This window comes from Bradyrhizobium sp. AZCC 1588 (genome assembly GCF_036924735.1).
Classification (GTDB): domain Bacteria; phylum Pseudomonadota; class Alphaproteobacteria; order Rhizobiales; family Xanthobacteraceae; genus Bradyrhizobium.
Genome location: NZ_JAZHSC010000001.1, coordinates 1,706,492 through 1,722,922 on the forward strand (window position 1 = coordinate 1,706,492; position 16,431 = coordinate 1,722,922).

At 60.2% G+C, this 16,431-nt stretch carries 12 protein-coding genes and 1 tRNA gene; 4 read left to right on the forward strand and 9 right to left on the reverse strand.

Translation table 11 applies throughout. The annotated features are described in order from the left end of the window. The first annotated feature begins 74 nt into the window (after nucleotides 1-74). The 3 genes from V1277_RS34945 (at nucleotide 75) to V1277_RS07925 (ending at nucleotide 2,599) form a co-directional block, all read left to right on the forward strand. Complete coding sequence (locus V1277_RS34945) at nucleotides 75-344, forward strand: DUF7660 family protein (RefSeq protein WP_247383583.1); 270 nt, start codon at nucleotides 75-77, stop codon at nucleotides 342-344. A 597-nt stretch (nucleotides 345-941) separates the two neighbouring features. Beyond that, on the forward strand, nucleotides 942-1,253 hold the full coding sequence (locus V1277_RS07920; RefSeq protein WP_334415701.1) for a hypothetical protein: 312 nt from the start codon (nucleotides 942-944) through the stop codon (nucleotides 1,251-1,253). A gap of 584 nt (nucleotides 1,254-1,837) precedes the next feature. Further along, nucleotides 1,838-2,599 (forward strand): Crp/Fnr family transcriptional regulator, encoded by a 762-nt coding sequence (locus tag V1277_RS07925; RefSeq protein ID WP_334420312.1) that lies wholly within the window; start codon nucleotides 1,838-1,840, stop codon nucleotides 2,597-2,599. Between the two features lie 276 nt (nucleotides 2,600-2,875). Here V1277_RS07925 and modA read toward each other — a convergent pair whose 3' ends face one another. Continuing rightward, nucleotides 2,876-3,646: a molybdate ABC transporter substrate-binding protein gene (modA, locus tag V1277_RS07930; protein WP_334415702.1), complete on the reverse strand. Its 771-nt coding sequence runs from the start codon at nucleotides 3,644-3,646 to the stop codon at nucleotides 2,876-2,878. A 313-nt stretch (nucleotides 3,647-3,959) separates the two neighbouring features. On the opposite strand from modA, the gene V1277_RS07935 reads away from it, so the two are divergent. Continuing rightward, nucleotides 3,960-4,026 (forward strand) — tRNA-Met (locus V1277_RS07935). A 29-nt stretch (nucleotides 4,027-4,055) separates the two neighbouring features. Here V1277_RS07935 and V1277_RS07940 read toward each other — a convergent pair. The 8 genes from V1277_RS07940 to nagA all read right to left on the reverse strand — a co-directional run bounded on the left by V1277_RS07940 (nucleotide 4,056) and on the right by nagA (nucleotide 16,394). Beyond that, nucleotides 4,056-5,252: an alpha/beta fold hydrolase gene (locus V1277_RS07940; protein ID WP_334415703.1), complete on the reverse strand. Its 1,197-nt coding sequence runs from the start codon at nucleotides 5,250-5,252 to the stop codon at nucleotides 4,056-4,058. Between the two features lie 16 nt (nucleotides 5,253-5,268). Continuing rightward, complete coding sequence (locus tag V1277_RS07945; RefSeq protein ID WP_334415704.1) at nucleotides 5,269-6,657, reverse strand: DUF4403 family protein; 1,389 nt, start codon at nucleotides 6,655-6,657, stop codon at nucleotides 5,269-5,271. Nucleotides 6,658-7,259: 602 nt separating this feature from the next. Continuing rightward, nucleotides 7,260-7,697: a hypothetical protein gene (locus V1277_RS07950; protein ID WP_334415705.1), complete on the reverse strand. Its 438-nt coding sequence runs from the start codon at nucleotides 7,695-7,697 to the stop codon at nucleotides 7,260-7,262. Between the two features lie 79 nt (nucleotides 7,698-7,776). Further along, nucleotides 7,777-8,964, reverse strand: a complete 1,188-nt coding sequence (locus V1277_RS07955) for a S1C family serine protease (RefSeq protein WP_334415706.1) — start codon at nucleotides 8,962-8,964, stop codon at nucleotides 7,777-7,779. A gap of 249 nt (nucleotides 8,965-9,213) precedes the next feature. Beyond that, nucleotides 9,214-12,357: an efflux RND transporter permease subunit gene (locus V1277_RS07960; protein ID WP_334415707.1), complete on the reverse strand. Its 3,144-nt coding sequence runs from the start codon at nucleotides 12,355-12,357 to the stop codon at nucleotides 9,214-9,216. Nucleotides 12,358-12,361: 4 nt separating this feature from the next. Further along, entirely contained in the window at nucleotides 12,362-13,564 is a 1,203-nt protein-coding gene (locus V1277_RS07965; RefSeq protein ID WP_334415708.1) for an efflux RND transporter periplasmic adaptor subunit, read from the reverse strand. 445 nt (nucleotides 13,565-14,009) lie between these two features. Further along, the gene (locus V1277_RS07970) at nucleotides 14,010-15,212 is read right to left on the reverse strand and encodes an aspartate kinase (RefSeq protein WP_334415709.1); all 1,203 of its coding nucleotides are present in this window, start codon (nucleotides 15,210-15,212) and stop codon (nucleotides 14,010-14,012) included. Continuing rightward, complete coding sequence (gene nagA / locus V1277_RS07975) at nucleotides 15,213-16,394, reverse strand: N-acetylglucosamine-6-phosphate deacetylase (RefSeq protein ID WP_334415710.1); 1,182 nt, start codon at nucleotides 16,392-16,394, stop codon at nucleotides 15,213-15,215. Nucleotides 16,395-16,431 lie beyond the last annotated feature (37 nt).

Genomic DNA, 16,431 nt, shown 5'->3' on the forward strand with positions numbered 1-16,431 from the left:
GTCTCGGTCTCGGAGAGTAGAGAGTTAGTTAGTTGGCCAATCGGTCAGGGTACGCAGAAGAGATGGGTGCTGACATGAGTCACCGGCTTATCGATGCCGCTCCCTCGAATGCGTCCGAGCTCTCCGCTTATGTGGAGAGTCTCCGCGAGCACTTGCTGGCGCATCCGGAGGAATGGGAGCAGGTTACGCTGGACCAATATCTCGAAGCTTTCGCAGCTGTGCTGCGAGACCATCAAGGGCCGAGCCCCCTTGGCCAAAGCCGCCTCCTGGACGGGCATGAGCGGGAAAGCATGCCTTACGCCGTCCTTGCTCGACTGCTGCATGCGGCCAGCATCTACGAGTAGCCCTGACGCGCCTTCGGTTGACCCTGGCGAGCCGGAGCGAATTCGATCGAGCGATCGCCGGCAACATCGTGCGAATACGGCTTTCAACTTCGTCCTGAACCAGGGCTATCAGCGACTGAGCCGAAGCTGCCGGACCGAGCGCCCGCCGACACAAAAAACGGGGCGAATTCCGCAGCGTCTCGAACGACTTGCAGGATCGAGTCGTTTTCAAAACGAAAGCACCGCTGATCGAGTCGTTCTTAAGGTCAAGATCGAGTCGTTTTCAAAATGCAGGAATCAGCAAACTCAAGCACTTAACCGAGTCGTTTTCAAAGTGTCCCCACACGTGAAGGCTGCCGCGCCGTAGCCCGAAGGGCGAAGGCGGGCCGTGCGGCGGCGAGCTACGGCTCGGCAAGCCATCCCACGATCATCACCGGGGACGACGGCCGCGAGACCGGCATCGGTCTCGCTCCCAACCAAAATATCGAAAACAACCCCATGCAAAGTAGCAGGTGGTCGCGGGCATGGATGCCTTGAGCGAATCCTGCGAAAACATTTTGACACGTGTCGGGCAAATCAGCAGCACGATTGCATCGTCACGCAATTCGTTAAACGTCCATGGCCCCACGGCGCGCTACGAACAAGCGTCAGCCCACCGTGCCGCTGCCGGACCGTCTGCTGGTCCACATGCGGTGCTGGTACGACAAGAAGATCATCGCCAACCACTTCGTCGAGTGGCAGGGCGCTGGCATCAAGTCGGTGAAGAACGGGCGCGAGATCAGCGATTTGCGGATTCAGTTGCGGCTCTTTCATATGTCCCCGCGATTTTTGGCGAAACGCGTCAGAAAAGACAGCTATTCCAATGACGCCGGGAACCCCTGTGAATGTATGCCGCAACCGCTGGCCGATCCTCATATTCAACATAAGTAGGAGACGGATATCGGTGCTACGCGACGTTTGTGAAGAGAGCATCGTTTGCTGCGTCAGTGCTTTCGCGCGACAACTGCATCGATACTGCGATTTGCACTTACTCTCTTCCTTTGCTCGCCGCGCGGCCCCCCGCGCTCACATTTATCCGTTCGTACAATGAGGACTTAACGTTGATCCGACGCACAGTTGGAATGCCCGAGGCCGATGAATTGAAAGACATGACGAGGTTGTTAGCGAGCTTATGGGAAGCCGCGCAACGGCTTCCCGATGGATCAGAGCGGCAGGATGCGTTCAGACAGATTGGCAGCTTTCATAGGCGGATGGCGGCATTAATTACACGCCCCCTTTAGGCTCTCAGGGCTGTCGTGTCGGGCTCTGCGGTGGCTACCGATCCAACTCGCGCCGGAAGATTGCGTTTTGGAAGTTGTTGATGCACGCCAGCAGCTCGACGCCCGTTTTTCCGAGTGAAGGTGTCTCGTAAGTGAGTTCAGTATCGTGCGCGTAGAGAATAAACCTATGTTGAAACCGCCGTTCCGCGACGCTCCAAATGGAGGGTGCGGATGCCTCACCGCTGGTTTCCCGCGGTGACGGCTCCCGGCGGAATTTCTAACGGCCTTCTTGCAGCGCTGCCGGCGACGGACCTCGATTTTCTGAGGCCCGAGCTAGAGATGGTCGCGCTCGATCAGGACGCGGTCCTTTCGCGCGCGGGTGAGCCGATAGAGTATGTCTTCTTCCCTCATGGCGGGGCCATCTCGCTGATGATCGACATGGCGGACGGACAGACGGTTGCCACAGCCGCCGTCGGACGCGAGGGGGCCGTAGGCATGCTCTCGGTGCTCGGTCCGTCACCGTCGGCCGCTACCGCAGTCGTCCGCGCGGCGGGCACCGCCACGCGGATCTCTGCGTCGCGATTTCACGCCGCTTTCAGCCGCAGTCCGGCGATCCGGAACTTGGTCCAGAATCACGTCAGAGCGATGCTGATACAGTTCCAGCTCGGCTCGGCCTGCAATGCGCTGCACCCGGTCGAAGCCCGCATGGCTCGCTGGCTACTCCAGCTTCGCGACCGCATCGACGACGACATACTCCCACTCACCCAGCAGGCGCTTTCGCAAATACTCGGTGTACGACGAACGACGGTGACGCTCTTGATGCGCAATCTGCGCGCGCGTGGGGCGATCAGGTCTGATCAACGAGGCCGAATCGAGATCGACCGATTGCGGCTCGCGGCGGCAGCGTGCGAATGCCACGATACCATGCGTCTCGAAGTCGAGGAGATCTTCTCGATCAATATGCCCGATCTCGCGCGGTGGCGCGTCTCAGGAGTTGAATCGGGCGACGCTATATGAGGGCGTTTCGGCCCGACCGACCACTATCCCGCTTGCTGCGGTAAGAGAGCGCGTTAGCGGTCAGCCAGTCAGCCCCGTCTCCGGCACTTCCGTTCTGCCCGTGAGAACGGAAGTTGCCCATCGTGCTCCTCATGTCTGAGATGAGCCTATTTTCGGACTTCGGCGCTTGCCGTAGTGAGGTCTGCTCTATTCAATGAACGGACATCGTCAGGCCGCTTCGCCAGGTCCGAAAAGTGCCACTAGCGGACTCTTGGCGAGGCCCTAGCACTCGCCGCGCTAACGCGACTCAAAGCCTTTTGCCTTTAGCCCCGTCTGAGCCGCGGGAGAGGAAAGGTAATTGATAAGCGCTTTGGCTGCATCTGCCTGCTTACTGACCGCAGGGATTCCAGCCACATAGAGTGTGAAATTCTGGATTTCCGCAGGCAGCGCGCCTGCGAGATCGATGCCCGACACGAGCATCGTGTCGCTCGTCAATCCAATTCCAATTTCAACGTTGCCCTTCGCGACCGCATCCAGAACGGCCTGGCTGTTCGGGAACAATTGGGTCTTCGGCTTCATCTCCGCAGCGATCCCCAGGCGTTCCACGAGCGCAGCCATGTGAACGCCACTGACGCCTCCGGCAGCCGGATCGCCATAGCCGATGGACTTCGCGGCCAACAACGTGCGCTTGAAGGCGTCGACCGAACTGATGTCGGGTTTTGCGGCACCAGCCCGAACGAATGCGCCGACGCCAACCCGTGCGACATCGGCCCGGCTTCCCGTAACGATCTTGCCTTGCTTCTGGAGCTCTTCCATTTGGGGGACCGATACGATCGTCACATCGGCTGCTTCACCCTTCAGTAGCCGGTCGGTGATGACACCCACCGTTGCATACTCGACCATCACCTTGTGTCCTGATGCGCGCTCGAATTGAGTCACGACATCGGGCATCACGCCCCGCATCGCGACCGGGCTAAGGAATTTGATGTCAGCCGCACCTGCAACGCTGGCACCAATCATGGCGAACAGTGCGCAGCAGATCGCAACTGAAAACCGTTTCCTGATCATGGTTTCCTCCTTTGGTATCCGAAGGCGGGTGCAACACGGTTGCTGCGTCGCCCACCAGCCAGCCCGACATGGGTGTCGTTCACAGCTGTTCACCCGAGATTTCGTGAGGACCAGGCTTCGTACCCGGCCTGCGTCACAGACACTTTCGCGTACGCAGCCCTCACAACGAGGGCACGCTGGCTATCAATATTAGTGTCTCTTGATGACGGAATCAGCTGTTCTCCTTTGTTCTTCGGGTCCTGGTTGGGTCCCGCATGAACGTGAACGAACGCAGAAGATCGCAAATTGTCGACGTAAAAGACCCCGAGAAAACAAGAGCGTTCTGCTGATCCAGACCGCTCATAACGGTCTGGTTGCAGGTTCGAGTCCTGCCGGGCCCACCGGCCTTCGCTCGCGAAGCGAAGGTAGCCTATCTGACGCAATCGTCTGGAGGTGTTTTCCCGGCAAAGCGGTCAGTCATCCAGTTCACCGCCGCCATCGTGCTCGCTTGCGCGGCGCGTGCGTGGCCGATACCGGGCAGCATGACCATCCTGACCTTGCTGCCCGCCTTGCACAGCTTGTCCATGTAGGTCTGGGTAACCGCGGGCTGGATGATCTGGTCGTTGGTCCCCTGCGCTAGAAAGATGGGGATCTCAGGAGAGAGCACGCCGGTGCTGTTCTGTTCGAGAAGCGAGCGCCAAGGCTCGGCCTTGGTCGGATCTTGCACCGTCAAAAAATATTGCTCGAGCGGCCTCCCTGTTCTCTGCCTGACGATCAGGTCGAAAGGCCCTTCGATGCATTCTTGCGCCAGCCTGTCGATCGCGGGCATGGCGCGCGGATCGACGACGTTGTCGATGACGGCTCCGTACACGCGGTGCCACGACCATAGCGTCATCGCCGTGATGTTCTTGCCGCCGATCGAGTTGATATCGTCACTCATCAGCTTCGCAAGATCCGTTGCCGGCGCCGCCGCAGCGACGCCAAGAAGCCTCAAGTCAGGGGCGTAGGCGTTTGCCATCATCCCAGCGAAGAGCGCGGCTTGCCCGCCCTGCGAATGTCCCCACACCGTGAAGTCCTTGCCCTCGCCTGCGCGGGGAAGGGAGCGTGTGGCGCGCACGATGTCGATCACGGCGCGACCTTCGCTCTCACCCACCAGATAAGGATGCGGGTCCGGCGTGCCGAGCCCCGGATAATCAGTCGCCGCCACGACGAAGCCACGGGAGATCATCGAGCGAAGGCCCTGGATCTGCTGAAACAGAAAAATGGCGAGCGACGGCGCGCAGCGCGGGACGATGCCCGATGTAGGATGTGCCCAGGCAACGATCGGACGACCGCCGGGCGGGGGCGCGCCTTGCGGAACAATGACGACGCCGGACACAAAGATCGGCCGACCATTCAGCCCCGTCGACCGATAGAGCACGCGGTAGGTAGAGGCGCCGAGCGGAGCGCCGTCCATCGGCTCCTGCCGCACCAAGCTGCCCGGGGCACCGGCAAGCAACGATTCCGGCGCATCATAAAATGCAGTCTGGGCCGACGCTGTTCCCGCCAGGCCAAAGATAGCCGCGGCGACGAGCGCCTTCGGCATCGATTTGCCCCGCCAGCGGCCAACGGAATTGAAGTATCGCATGATCCAGCTCACGTGCTTACAGTCCGTAAAGTATCTTCAGACCGCCGCTGGCATGAAGAGCAATCAGGATGCCTTCGCGCAGCAACTGCACTTTTTCGAGCCTTGCCGAGTCGAGGTGGCCCTCCATGCGAAAGCCGTCCTTCAGCGTGCGCGTCAGGCGTTCGTTCGCTGCCATGAGCAGGTTCTGGTAGGAGATGCCGTAGTCGAGATTAGCGACATTCTTCAATTGCGCCGCGAGCTGTTGCACAGCAGATCCAACCTGGCTGTCGTCTGATGGAGTTGTCAGATCGATTTCGGAGAGGCCGACGGTCTTTTTGTTACTATCGACCTTTGGCGTGGTGGAGAGATAGGTCCATTGGCCTGCGTTGGAATCGGTGTCCGAGCTCTTTGCGATGCGCAAGCCGATCACGAGTTTACCCGACGATGGATAAACCTGAACCTCGCGCACGGACGTGTCCTGCGCCGGCACGGATGCGATCGCCTGGCTTATCTTGTCCTTGAGCGCGTCGTAGTTGATGCGGACGGGAAGAATGACATCGAAGGCGCCCGGCTCGGCCACCGCGGTGCCGAGCGGCGGCAGGGCCGTCGCCGCGACAGCCGGCGGCTGCTGCCCGATCACGGTTTCGGCGGAGCCGGTAAGTTCAAGCGATCCCCACAATACCTTGGCATTGGCGCGGACACCCGCAAAAGCCGCACTCTGCGGGGTCAGTTGCAGCCAGACCGGCGGATCCTCCGCGAGTTTGATGGGCTCAAATGCATGACGCCACGCCGTCTCGGCCTTGCCGTGCAGGTCGAGTGCGCGCGCCGCCGCCAGCGCCCGCGACCGGATGCGGCCCAGCTGCGTCCGGATGTTGGGCTCGACATAGGGCGCAAGGTCAAACTCGCGGCCGAGCACGTGAAGGTAGGGATGTTCGCTCCAGTGGAAGGAGTCGCTGATGTTTAGCTGGAGCGACCCATCCCGCCGCAGCTCGGGGCGCGCTTCAACCTCGATCGTCGCGCGCGCCTCGGTGTCGCCGCGAATACGCGCCGTGAAACGATTGGCTCCCTGGCCCTCGGCGGCGCCATATATAGAGACCGCTCCGAAGACGCGGTCGCCCCGGCCATACAGCGAGACCGGGCTGGTCCGGTCGACGAAACCCCAGACGTCGCAATTGGCATTAACGCGGAAGATGAAAACACGACGATGAACGCAGTTGACACGCTCGTCGATGGTGGCAAGCCGCTTTGGAATATCCCGCTCGATCGCCGCAGCGAGAGCCGGCAGGCCGAACTCGACCGTCGCAGAGATGCGCGAAGTTGTTACGAGGGGCGTTGCTGCGTCCGGACTCAGCGCCGGCTTTTCGGCGCCGAACGCGATCGACGGGAGCGCCCCAAGAGCGAGCGCGGCCAGACGGGCTATGCCCATGCGTGATCTATTCGCGATCGAATCGTATTCCGGCTGATATGAGCGTGATGGAGAAGTCATTCTAGTGCTCCAGCTTTTGGGAAAAACCAGAACCACAGTCGGTACTCAGTGCGCTCGCGAGTGATAACGGCACTATCGTTAGGAGCGCACGAACGGCGGAAGCTGTTTCGCGATCCGGTCTCGGTAAGTTGGCAACTCCCGAGATCGAGCCACCGCCATTCTGTATCCGTTTTCGACAAGTGCCGGGCGGATCCCCCACGGGCTCGAGAACCACAAAAGCAACTTAACGATGAACGCCTGACGTCTCGCGAGTCAAATGACAAATGACGCAAAACGATGGCAGCCCCTCCGCGTTACCGCACCAGTTTCGCACCAGAAACGGCCTCGACAAAGCGCAATGAACCGGGCCGAAAATCGACCGAAACCGAAAGATCAACGAATCTGACCGATATCCCGTCGCTCATAACGGTGTGGTTGCAGGTTCGAGTCCTGCCGGGCCCACCAGCCTTCACTAGCGACTCGAGTGAACGTTGCCGCGCCGGAGCCCAACGGGCGAAGGCGGGTCTGCTGCTGCAACTGCGGCCCGGCAAGCCACTCGTGAATCAACCGCTCCCATCGATGGGCGCATTGAGCGATCTGGCGCCTGGGAGCTGTCCGTCGGCATTGTACTGTGCAGGTAGCTGTAGCACCGTTGCTGTCTGACCGGGACGCAGCTTTGTGAGAAGCACGACTTCGCCGTTCGCAAACTCCAGGGCATCGTGGTGCGTATTGGTCAATCCTTGATTAATTTGCCGGAAACGCGCAAGCCGCGCCCCAATGCTGCCAAATCGCATTGTTGGGAAGAGTTTCGCGAATGGATGATCGCACACGGCGTCCTCGCCGAAGGCGAGCTCGGTACCGGGCAAGAGGCACACAGCGATTCCCGGCTCTCCGACCGCAGAGAAACCGCGCGTCACGGCATTGGGGAATTCACCTGTTACCAGCATATCCCCCACCCTTGCGGGACGCGATCGGACGGCATGCAGGCTGTAGTCACACATTTATTCACTCCATTCTGGTCTTCTTGGGATCTGCGCGGGCGGAATCCCTCCCTTCATCGACCGATCGGAAGCGACCGACTCATCTTGGAATACGCACAGGTGGCTTGGGGTGATTGGGCAGCTGGCTCAAGGTCACGCTCAACGAGTTCTCTTGTCTATCCCGAAGCATCGCGAGCCGGATCGAAGAGCCCGGCGCCATCGCATGGACTTTCCTGGAAAACTCGTTGGCGTTTTTGATCGGCTCTCCCTCCAGCGAAGTGATCACGTCTCCGCTTCTCAATCCGGCCTTCGCGGCCGGACCGTTATCTTGAACGCTCGCCACTATCGCGCCGCGGACATTGTTCACACCAAGACTGTCGGCAAGCTCGGGAGTGACCGATTGAACCCGAGCGCCTATCGATCCGCGCGTGACTATGCCCTTGTCTTTCAGTTGCGGTATCACTGCCTTGACCGTGTCGGCGGGGATCGCAAAAGCGACGCCAACCGAGCCTCCGGAAGGTGAAAAGATCATGCCGTTGACGCCGATGACTTCGCCGCGGGCATCAAAGCTCGGACCGCCGGAATCACCCTTGTTGATCGACGCATCGATCTGGATGAAATCCTCCGCGGAACCGGTCTCGATATTGCGCTCCCGCGCTGAAACAATGCCCGCGATGACCGTGCCCCCGAGACCGAACGCATTGCCAGCAGTGAGCACCCAATCACCGACGCGCGGCGGTTGGTCGGCGACTTTCACGTAGCTGAAGTCGTTGCGCCCTTCGACTTTGATCAAGGCAAGACCACTCAACGAATCTGTTCCGACCACCTTCGCAGTGTAGGTCTTGCCGTCATTGGTGCGGATCTCGGCCGTATCGTCGTCTTCCACGATGTGACTGCTGGTCACGGCAAAACCGTCCGGGGAGATAAAGAAGCCTGATCCAATCGTGATCATTTCGATTGTTTTCGGTGCCTTCCCTTGATCAGCCCCATCCGGTGCTGGCATCCCCTTTTTCGAAGGACGCTCATCAGGCGTATCGAACTCGGACGGTTTGTCGGGCAAGGTTTTGGAATTCGGCGCCGCTTTGGAGCTGACCCCAATCACGGCTGGTCCAACTTTTTCGGCAAGATCGGGGAATTTTCCAGGCCCACCGCCGCCTCCGGTATCGGCAACCTGACGCATCAGGGTAGCAGGCCCGTCCGCAGAAGGGGCCTGACCTGGGCCATTCATGATCTCTGTCGGCGCGCTGCTTGCGATCACCGGGATCGCCGAGGCGATCGTGGTGACCATGATCGACGCCCGGCGGCAGCTGAAAGGCAAGTTCCTACGAACCATTTCCGCTTCCATCGCTTGTTGTCGCTTAACCGAGGCTTTGACGTCAGCGCTGGCGCGTTATGAACGCGGTCAGTTCTTGGCAGCGCAGAGACGCTCACGGCGGTGCAATGTGGCTCAACCGTTTGCCGAGCGACCTGTTCCATTCCCGAGACGTTTTGGCCCGCGGTGACAACTCTTAGCTCCACGGAGGTGGGGTGAGCAAAGCTATTCGGCGGGAGGCGACGCCGCGAGTTCCGGCGCACGTTTGCGAGCAAAACGCTCACGCAAAGCCTCGAACAGCACATAGAGAGGTGGAATGAAGATAATGCCGATGAACGTCGCTGCGAGCATGCCGCCCCAGACCGGTGTGCCGAGCGCTCGTCTGCTGCCGGCACCGGCGCCGGTGGCGACCACGAGGGGCAACACACCGAAGATGAATGCAAGAGCGGTCATCAGCACCGGCCGGAAACGCTGCTTGGCGCCGGCAATCGCCGCGTCGTGCGGAGACAAGCCGGCTTCATGCTGTTCCTTGGCGAACTCGACGATCAGAATCGCATTCTTCGCGGCGAGGCCCACCAGCAGGACCAGCCCAATCTGTGCATAGATGTTGTTGTCAAGGCGAGCGATCCAGAGAGCGAGGACGGCACCGGCGACGGCAAACAACACCGAGAAAACCACCGACAACGGCAGCGACCAGCTCTCGTACTGGGCCACGAGGAAGAGATAGGCGAACAACAGAGCCAGTGCGTAGACCAGGACTGCCTGACCGCTCACGAGCTTTTCCTGGAATGAAATTCCAGACCAGGCAACGCCGAAACCTTCCGGCAGCTCACTATTGGCGACGCGCTCCATCGCGGAAAGCGCCTGCCCCGAACTCGCGCTCGGTGCCGCCGAGCCATTGATAGTGACGGACGGGAATAGATTGAACCGAGTGACAAGCTGCGGACCGAACGTCGTTGTCAATGTGACGAGCGTGCGCAGAGGCACCATCTCTCCCGTCGTGCTGCGAACGTGGAGATCGTTGATCTGATCGCCCCGGTAGCGGAACCTGCCCTCGTCCTGCACTCTGACGCGATAGACTCGACTGGATAGATTGAAGTCGTTTACATATTGCGAGCCCAAATGGGCCTGCAAGGTCGCAAAAACCTGCGATACCGGGACATTGAGCAACTGGCTTTTGGTCCGATCAACATCCACGTAGATCTGCGGAACGCTGGCCGAGAAGGTGGTGAAGGCCCTCGCGATCTCCGGTGCCTGGTTGGCTGCATAGAGAAGGCCATTGGCTGCGGCCACCATTGCCTGCGACGACTGGCCTTCCAAGCCCTGCAGTCGCATGTCGAATCCGCCGGCCGTACCAAGCCCCGGAATGGACGGCGGGTTAAACGCAATGATGTTTGCTGCGGCAACTGCCGCGAGGCGCGGCGTCAGGCTTGCAATCATGCCTTGGACGGTTTGGTCCGGGCGCGTGCGCTCCCTCCAGGGTTTGAGCACCACGATGGCCATGCCGGTGTTTGATGCCTGTGCCTGGCCCAACAGGCTGAAGCCGGCCACGGTGATGATGTCTTTCACGCTCTCCGATCCGTTCAATAGATCACGCACCTGACCAAGCACACCCTCTGTGCGATTGAGCGATGCCGCATCTGGCAATTGAACGTTGACGAAGAAATAGCCTTGATCCTCTTCCGGAAGGAAACCGCCCGGCAGCCGAGTCAGCCCGAAGTATACGCCCGCGCCAACACCGAGGAACAAGACGGACATGACGATCAGGCGCGCGCCGAGCCATCCCACCACGGATCCGTACCTGTCGCGAACGCCGTTGAGAAGCCGATTGAACAGTCCGAACGGGCCGCGACTGGCATGACGGGGGCGGCGCAGGATCAGCGCACAGAGCGCTGGACTCAAGGTCAGCGCGTTCACGCCAGACAGGGCTACGGAGAAAGCGATCGTGACGGAGAACTGCCGGTAAAGCTGCCCGGTAATGCCTCCCAAGAACGCGACGGGCACGAAGATCGCGGCCAGAACAAGAGTGGTGGCGATGATTGCACCAGTGATCTGCCCCATCGCGACGCGCGTGGCCTCGCGCGCGGAAAGCGATGGGTCTTCTTCCATGACGCGCTGCACGTTTTCGACGACGACGATCGAGTCATCGACGACGAGGGTAATGGCCAGCACGATCGCAAAGAGCGAGATCGTGTTGGCCGAATAACCCAAGACGTACAAAATGGCCATCACGCCGACCAATGACACCGGAATGGTCAACGTCGGGATCAGTGTTGCTCGCCAGTCCTGAAGGAAGAGATAGACGACAGCGACGACGAGCGCGAACGTGATCGCAAGCGTGTGCAGGATTTCTTCGATCGTAGCTGACACGAATTCGGTCGTGTCAAAGATGATGCTGTGAACGACGTCAGGCGGAAACCGCTGCGACAGGCGATCGAGCTCTGCGCGCACCGCATTTGCGACTTGCAACGCGTTGGCGCCCGGCGCCTGGTATATGACCACAAATGCCGTGGGCTTCCCGCCGAGTTTCGACTGAACATCGTAGCTGTCGGCTCCCAGCTCGACGCGAGCGATGTCCTTTATGCGCACGACCGCCCCCTGAGGGTTCGTGCGCACAATGATATTCTCGAACTCGGCCGGTGTTTGCAGGCGGCCTTTGGCGACAATGGTCAACTGCTGCTGCTGGTCGGTACCCACGGGAGCGCTGCCGATCTGGCCGGCCGCCGCCTGCAGGTTCTGCTGGCTGATCGCGGTGGTGACGTCCGTGCTCGTGATACCAAGCGCGTTCATCCGGACCGGATCCATCCACATCCGCATGCTGTAGTCGAGGGCGCCGAGAACCGTGGCCTCGCCGACGCCGTTCACGCGCGCCAGAGCATCGCGGATATTGATCGTGGCATAATTGCTAAGGAAGATGCCATCGTGTGTCCCGTTCGGGGAATAGATATTCACGCCGAGCAGGATGTTTGATGATCTCTTCTTGCTCGATATGCCGAGCTGTGTGACCTCGCTAGGTACCCGGGGGAGCGCGAGAGAGACGCGGTTCTGAACGTTCACTGCCGCAATATCGGGATTGGTGCCGACAGCAAAACTCACGGACAACGAATAGATGCCATTATTCGAGCTGGTCGATTCCATATAGAGCATGTTGTCGACGCCATTGACTTCAGCCTCGACCGGCGCCGCCACTGAATTGGCGACATCCTGTGCGTTGGCGCCGGAATAGGTGGCGGACACCTGAACCTGTGGAGGGGTAATATCCGGGTATTGAGCGACCGGAATCACGGTCATCGCCAGCAGCCCGGCCAGCACCATCACGATCGAAATGACGATGGCGAAGTTCGGTCTGTCGATGAAGAAGTGCGACATGGCGTCATTGAGCTTTGGCGGAAGCGGCAGGCACGGCCTGAACCTGTGCCCCTGGGCGTACCTTTTGCAGGCCTTCCACGATCACGCTTTCTCCAGCTTTCAAGCCGTCATCGACGGCCCAGTTCTGGCCGACTTGCTGGGTAGCCTTGATCGGACGCTGCTCGACGCGGTTATCAGCACCCACGACCAGAACAAACTTGCCCTGTCGATTTTCCTGAACCGCCTGCGCGGGCACCAGCGGCATGCGCTTGGCTTCCGCTGGCCGAACCCTCACCGAGACCGTTCCCCCAGGCAATAACACGCCGGCCGGATTCGCAAAACGTGCGCGAACCGGCAACGTACCGGTCGCCTGGTCGATCTCGTTGCCGACGAAATCAATCCGGCCCTGGTCAGCGTAAACGATGCCGTTGGGCAGCCGGAGCGTAGGAACGAAACTCGCATTGATCTGCTCGAGCGCCGCTCCGCGCTCTTGCTGGACCGTGCTGATGAAGTCTCGCTCGCTGATCGAAAACAGGACCCGTATCGGATCAAGCTGAACAACCCGTGCGAGCGTACCAGACTCGGGACCTACGACATTGCCTCTTGTGAGGCTTGGCTTTCCGATTCTGCCGGTGATTGGCGAGACGATGCGTGTGTAGCCCAGATTGAGTTCGGCCGTGCGCACTGCCGCCTTGGCGGACTCGACAGAGGCGGCCGCTGTGTCACGATTGGCAATAGCCAGATCGAGATCAGCGCGGGTTCCCGACTCTCGCTCGTAGAGCTGCTGACGTCGTTCCAGAGTCAGTTGCGCATTTCGCAGGTTCGCTTCTGCGCTGGCTTGCTGTGAGTTGGCCTGCAGGAGCGCGGCCTCGTATTGATCCCGCTCGATCGTGAAAAGGAGATCGTCCGCCTTGACGTCCTGCCCTTCCGTAAATGCTACTTTTTCCAGGAATCCCTGCACGCGCGCTCGTACGTCGACCTGCTGTATGGCTTCGACGCGGCCGATGAACTCGACGTTCTGCGCGACGTCTTCCATGCTGACCGCAACGACGGATACGGCCGGTGGAGGGCTCGTCGGCGCCTGAGCAAATGCGGCAATATCGAAAAGCAATAATGACGATGCAGTCAAAGCGATATGGATCAGGCAGCGCGCCCGTATCAGACCAACGGCCCGCATACACAGCCCGCGGGTTCCGTTGTCGTCAGAGAGAGCCGATAACGTCATCATGATCGTCTCGGAGCCACTGCGAGACCGACCATCCGAGATTACCGGATTTCTGGTCCCTCAAGCATTCGCCTGGAAGTTTCGTGCTCGAGATTCTTCTCTAGGAACGGGAACATTCTCCATCGTTTCGCTTATCGGATCAACAGAAAAAGAACGCCTAAACTTTTCTGCAGATCGAAGGAGCGCGTGAAGATCGACGCGACCCGCCCCGTCGGCATTCCGGCGTAGATCAACCCCGAACAACAGCACGAATAGAGGATTGAACTTTCAGCTTTATCGTTCGCAGATGCGAGCTGCGCATCAACTACAAATTCGCGCCGTAACCATCTCTGGCGATTGCATATCGAAAGGCCGACCTGCGAGGCGGCCCTTTCGATTTTGGCAGCTCATTTGTGGGCTGGAACACGGGAACAACCTAAGCGGAAGCGATCCCTGCCGCTTCTCGAAGCTATGTTTGCTGAACAAGCGAATGCAACGCCTTAACCGCGGCCTCCCGGTTCTCCACGGGGACAAACAGACTGACCGAATGCGGCGACAACACGTACGTGTCGGGGACAATCCCGTGCTGTCCGAGAACCTGCAACGCCTTGAACGGCAATTCCGACGAAACGCCGCCGAAGCAGGTGAGACTAACCGAACTTGAAGCCTCGCGCTGCGTGCGCAGATCCGCGGCATGCTCCAGCGTGCGCAACAGCGCGTCGAGCCACTCTGAATCACAGGCCACGGTCATGCTGGTCTTTTCCCCGGCGAAGCCCGAGGCGAGAAGCTGCGGCCAGGACAGGCTGTTTTGCTTGAGATGTTGCGCGAATTTCTCGAAACCATGATTGAGATCTTTGGAATCGATTTCCACATGCTCGATGCGAGCCATCGAGTTGACGGCCAGAACCCTTCCGTTTTCCATGCCTGCAACCTCCTTCGTCACTTGCGTGCTGTGTTCAACGCCACCCCACTGCTTGAGAACCAGAGGCACATCCTGACTTTGCGCCAGCTCTACGCTGCGAAAATGCAGGATCTTTGCACCCCAGAAGCACATCTCGGACAGGGATGCGAAGTCCACTCGCCGCAGGGGCCTTGCATCCGGCACGATGCGCGGATCGGCCGAACAAATTCCGTCGACCTCTTTGATGATTTCGCAGCGTTCGGCCTTCAACGCCGCGGCCATCGCAACGGCCGTGGTGTCGCTGCCGCCCCGGCCGAGCGTGGTGATTTCCCGGGTCGCCGGGTTCACGCCCTGAAATCCTGCCAGCACCACGACGCGCCCACGATCAAGTTCCTCACGCACGCGAATGGGCCGTACATCCAGAATGCGTGCGGAGGAATGGGAGTCGTCGGTCATCACGCCGGCCTGGCTGCCGGTGAAGCTGATCGCGGGCACGCCGAGATCGGAAAGCGCCATGCTCATCAGGGACATGCTGATGCGCTCACCGGTCGTTAGCAGCATGTCGAGTTCACGGCGATTGGGAGCAGGGCTTACCTGATAGGCCATCTGGATCAATTGGTCGGTGGTCTTGCCCATGGCGGAGACGATCGCCACGACACGATGACCACGGCCATGCAGGTCGGCGAGACTGCGCGCAACCGCGCGAATTTTCTCCGGTGTTTCAAGGCAGACACCGCCATATTTCTGCACGATGATGGGATGGTTGCGCATCTAACCTCGGTGAGAATCTTCGCTCGCCTCGCTCATCGAACCGACACCGCCTATCCATGTGCCGACGACTTCAAAGTTCGGATTGAAGGCGACAAGATCCGCGCGGTATCCAGGCGCGATCCGTCCAAGCTCAGACTCAAGGCCCAGAAATGCCGCCGGCGTCCGAGAGGCCATGATGAGGGCATCGACAAGGGAGATTCCGAGCAGCGCAACAGCGTTGCGCACCGCCTCGATCATGGTGAGGTGAGCGCCCGCGAGTGTGCCATCGGGGCCAGTCAGGCGATTTTCTTGCAACGTGATCTGCCTTCCCTGCAGCATGAACTGCCGGCCGTTCGTGCCCGCCAATGGCATGGCATCGGTGACCAGCATCAATCGATCGCGCCCCTTGCAGCGGAAAGCAACACGCAAACCGGCGCGATCAACGTGGATGCCGTCGCAGATGATCCCTGCAAACAGCCGGTCATCCCCCAGCGCGGCGCCCACCAAGCCCGGTTCCCGGGCGTTCAACTGCGACATGGCATTGAACAGATGGGTGACCCCCGAGACACCGCGATCGACCGCCTGCCCGATTTCGGCTGCGGTGGCGTCGCTGTGGCCGGCCGCGATACGCAATCCGGCGCCGATCAATTCATCGATCATGGACGCGGGCACGCATTCCGGGGCCAAGGTCACAATGGAGCGGCCACGGCCCCCAAAACTTTTGATCGCGGCGAGATCACGCCGATCGGGCACGCGTATCTCGGCTTCCGGATGAATGCCCTTGCGAGACCTGTTGAGGGCCGGTCCTTCCAGATGAAAGCCGAGCACGCCGGGAATCTTCAGACTAGCCTGGGCGACTGCAGCCAATCGCTCGATGACCTCGCTGCGATCGGTGATGAGGGTCGGCAGGCAGCCCGTGGTCCCCGCCTTGCGGTGCGCCTCGACGATGCATCGAACGCCAGCCTCCGTCGGCTGGTCGTTGAGAAGAACGCCCCCGCCTCCGTTCACCTGGATGTCGATGAATCCGGGTGCAAGGATCGCGTCTGCTGGAAGGTGGATTGAGGCGCGCGCCTCCGCCTCGCCGAAGGTGATGCTTTCAATCCGCCCCTGCGAGATCCTGACCGACCCCGGCCCGCCCATCTCGGTACCATCAAAGATGTGCTGCGCGGCAATCGTGAGAGAGGAAGAACCAACATGGCTCATCAGCATTGATCCGAATGGCAGTCACGGACTCGTGAGA

Coding starts and splice junctions, on each gene's coding strand:
- V1277_RS34945 (WP_247383583.1), top strand. CDS start 75: ATGAGTCACCGGCTTATCGATGCCGCTCCCTCGAATGCGTCCGAGCTC.
- V1277_RS07920 (WP_334415701.1), top strand. CDS start 942: ATGGCCCCACGGCGCGCTACGAACAAGCGTCAGCCCACCGTGCCGCTG.
- modA (WP_334415702.1), bottom strand. CDS start 3,646: ATGATCAGGAAACGGTTTTCAGTTGCGATCTGCTGCGCACTGTTCGCC.
- V1277_RS07940 (WP_334415703.1), bottom strand. CDS start 5,252: ATGCGATACTTCAATTCCGTTGGCCGCTGGCGGGGCAAATCGATGCCG.
- V1277_RS07945 (WP_334415704.1), bottom strand. CDS start 6,657: ATGGGCATAGCCCGTCTGGCCGCGCTCGCTCTTGGGGCGCTCCCGTCG.
- V1277_RS07950 (WP_334415705.1), bottom strand. CDS start 7,697: ATGTGTGACTACAGCCTGCATGCCGTCCGATCGCGTCCCGCAAGGGTG.
- V1277_RS07955 (WP_334415706.1), bottom strand. CDS start 8,964: ATGGTCACCACGATCGCCTCGGCGATCCCGGTGATCGCAAGCAGCGCG.
- V1277_RS07960 (WP_334415707.1), bottom strand. CDS start 12,357: ATGTCGCACTTCTTCATCGACAGACCGAACTTCGCCATCGTCATTTCG.
- V1277_RS07965 (WP_334415708.1), bottom strand. CDS start 13,564: ATGATGACGTTATCGGCTCTCTCTGACGACAACGGAACCCGCGGGCTG.
- V1277_RS07970 (WP_334415709.1), bottom strand. CDS start 15,212: ATGCGCAACCATCCCATCATCGTGCAGAAATATGGCGGTGTCTGCCTT.
- nagA (WP_334415710.1), bottom strand. CDS start 16,394: ATGAGCCATGTTGGTTCTTCCTCTCTCACGATTGCCGCGCAGCACATC.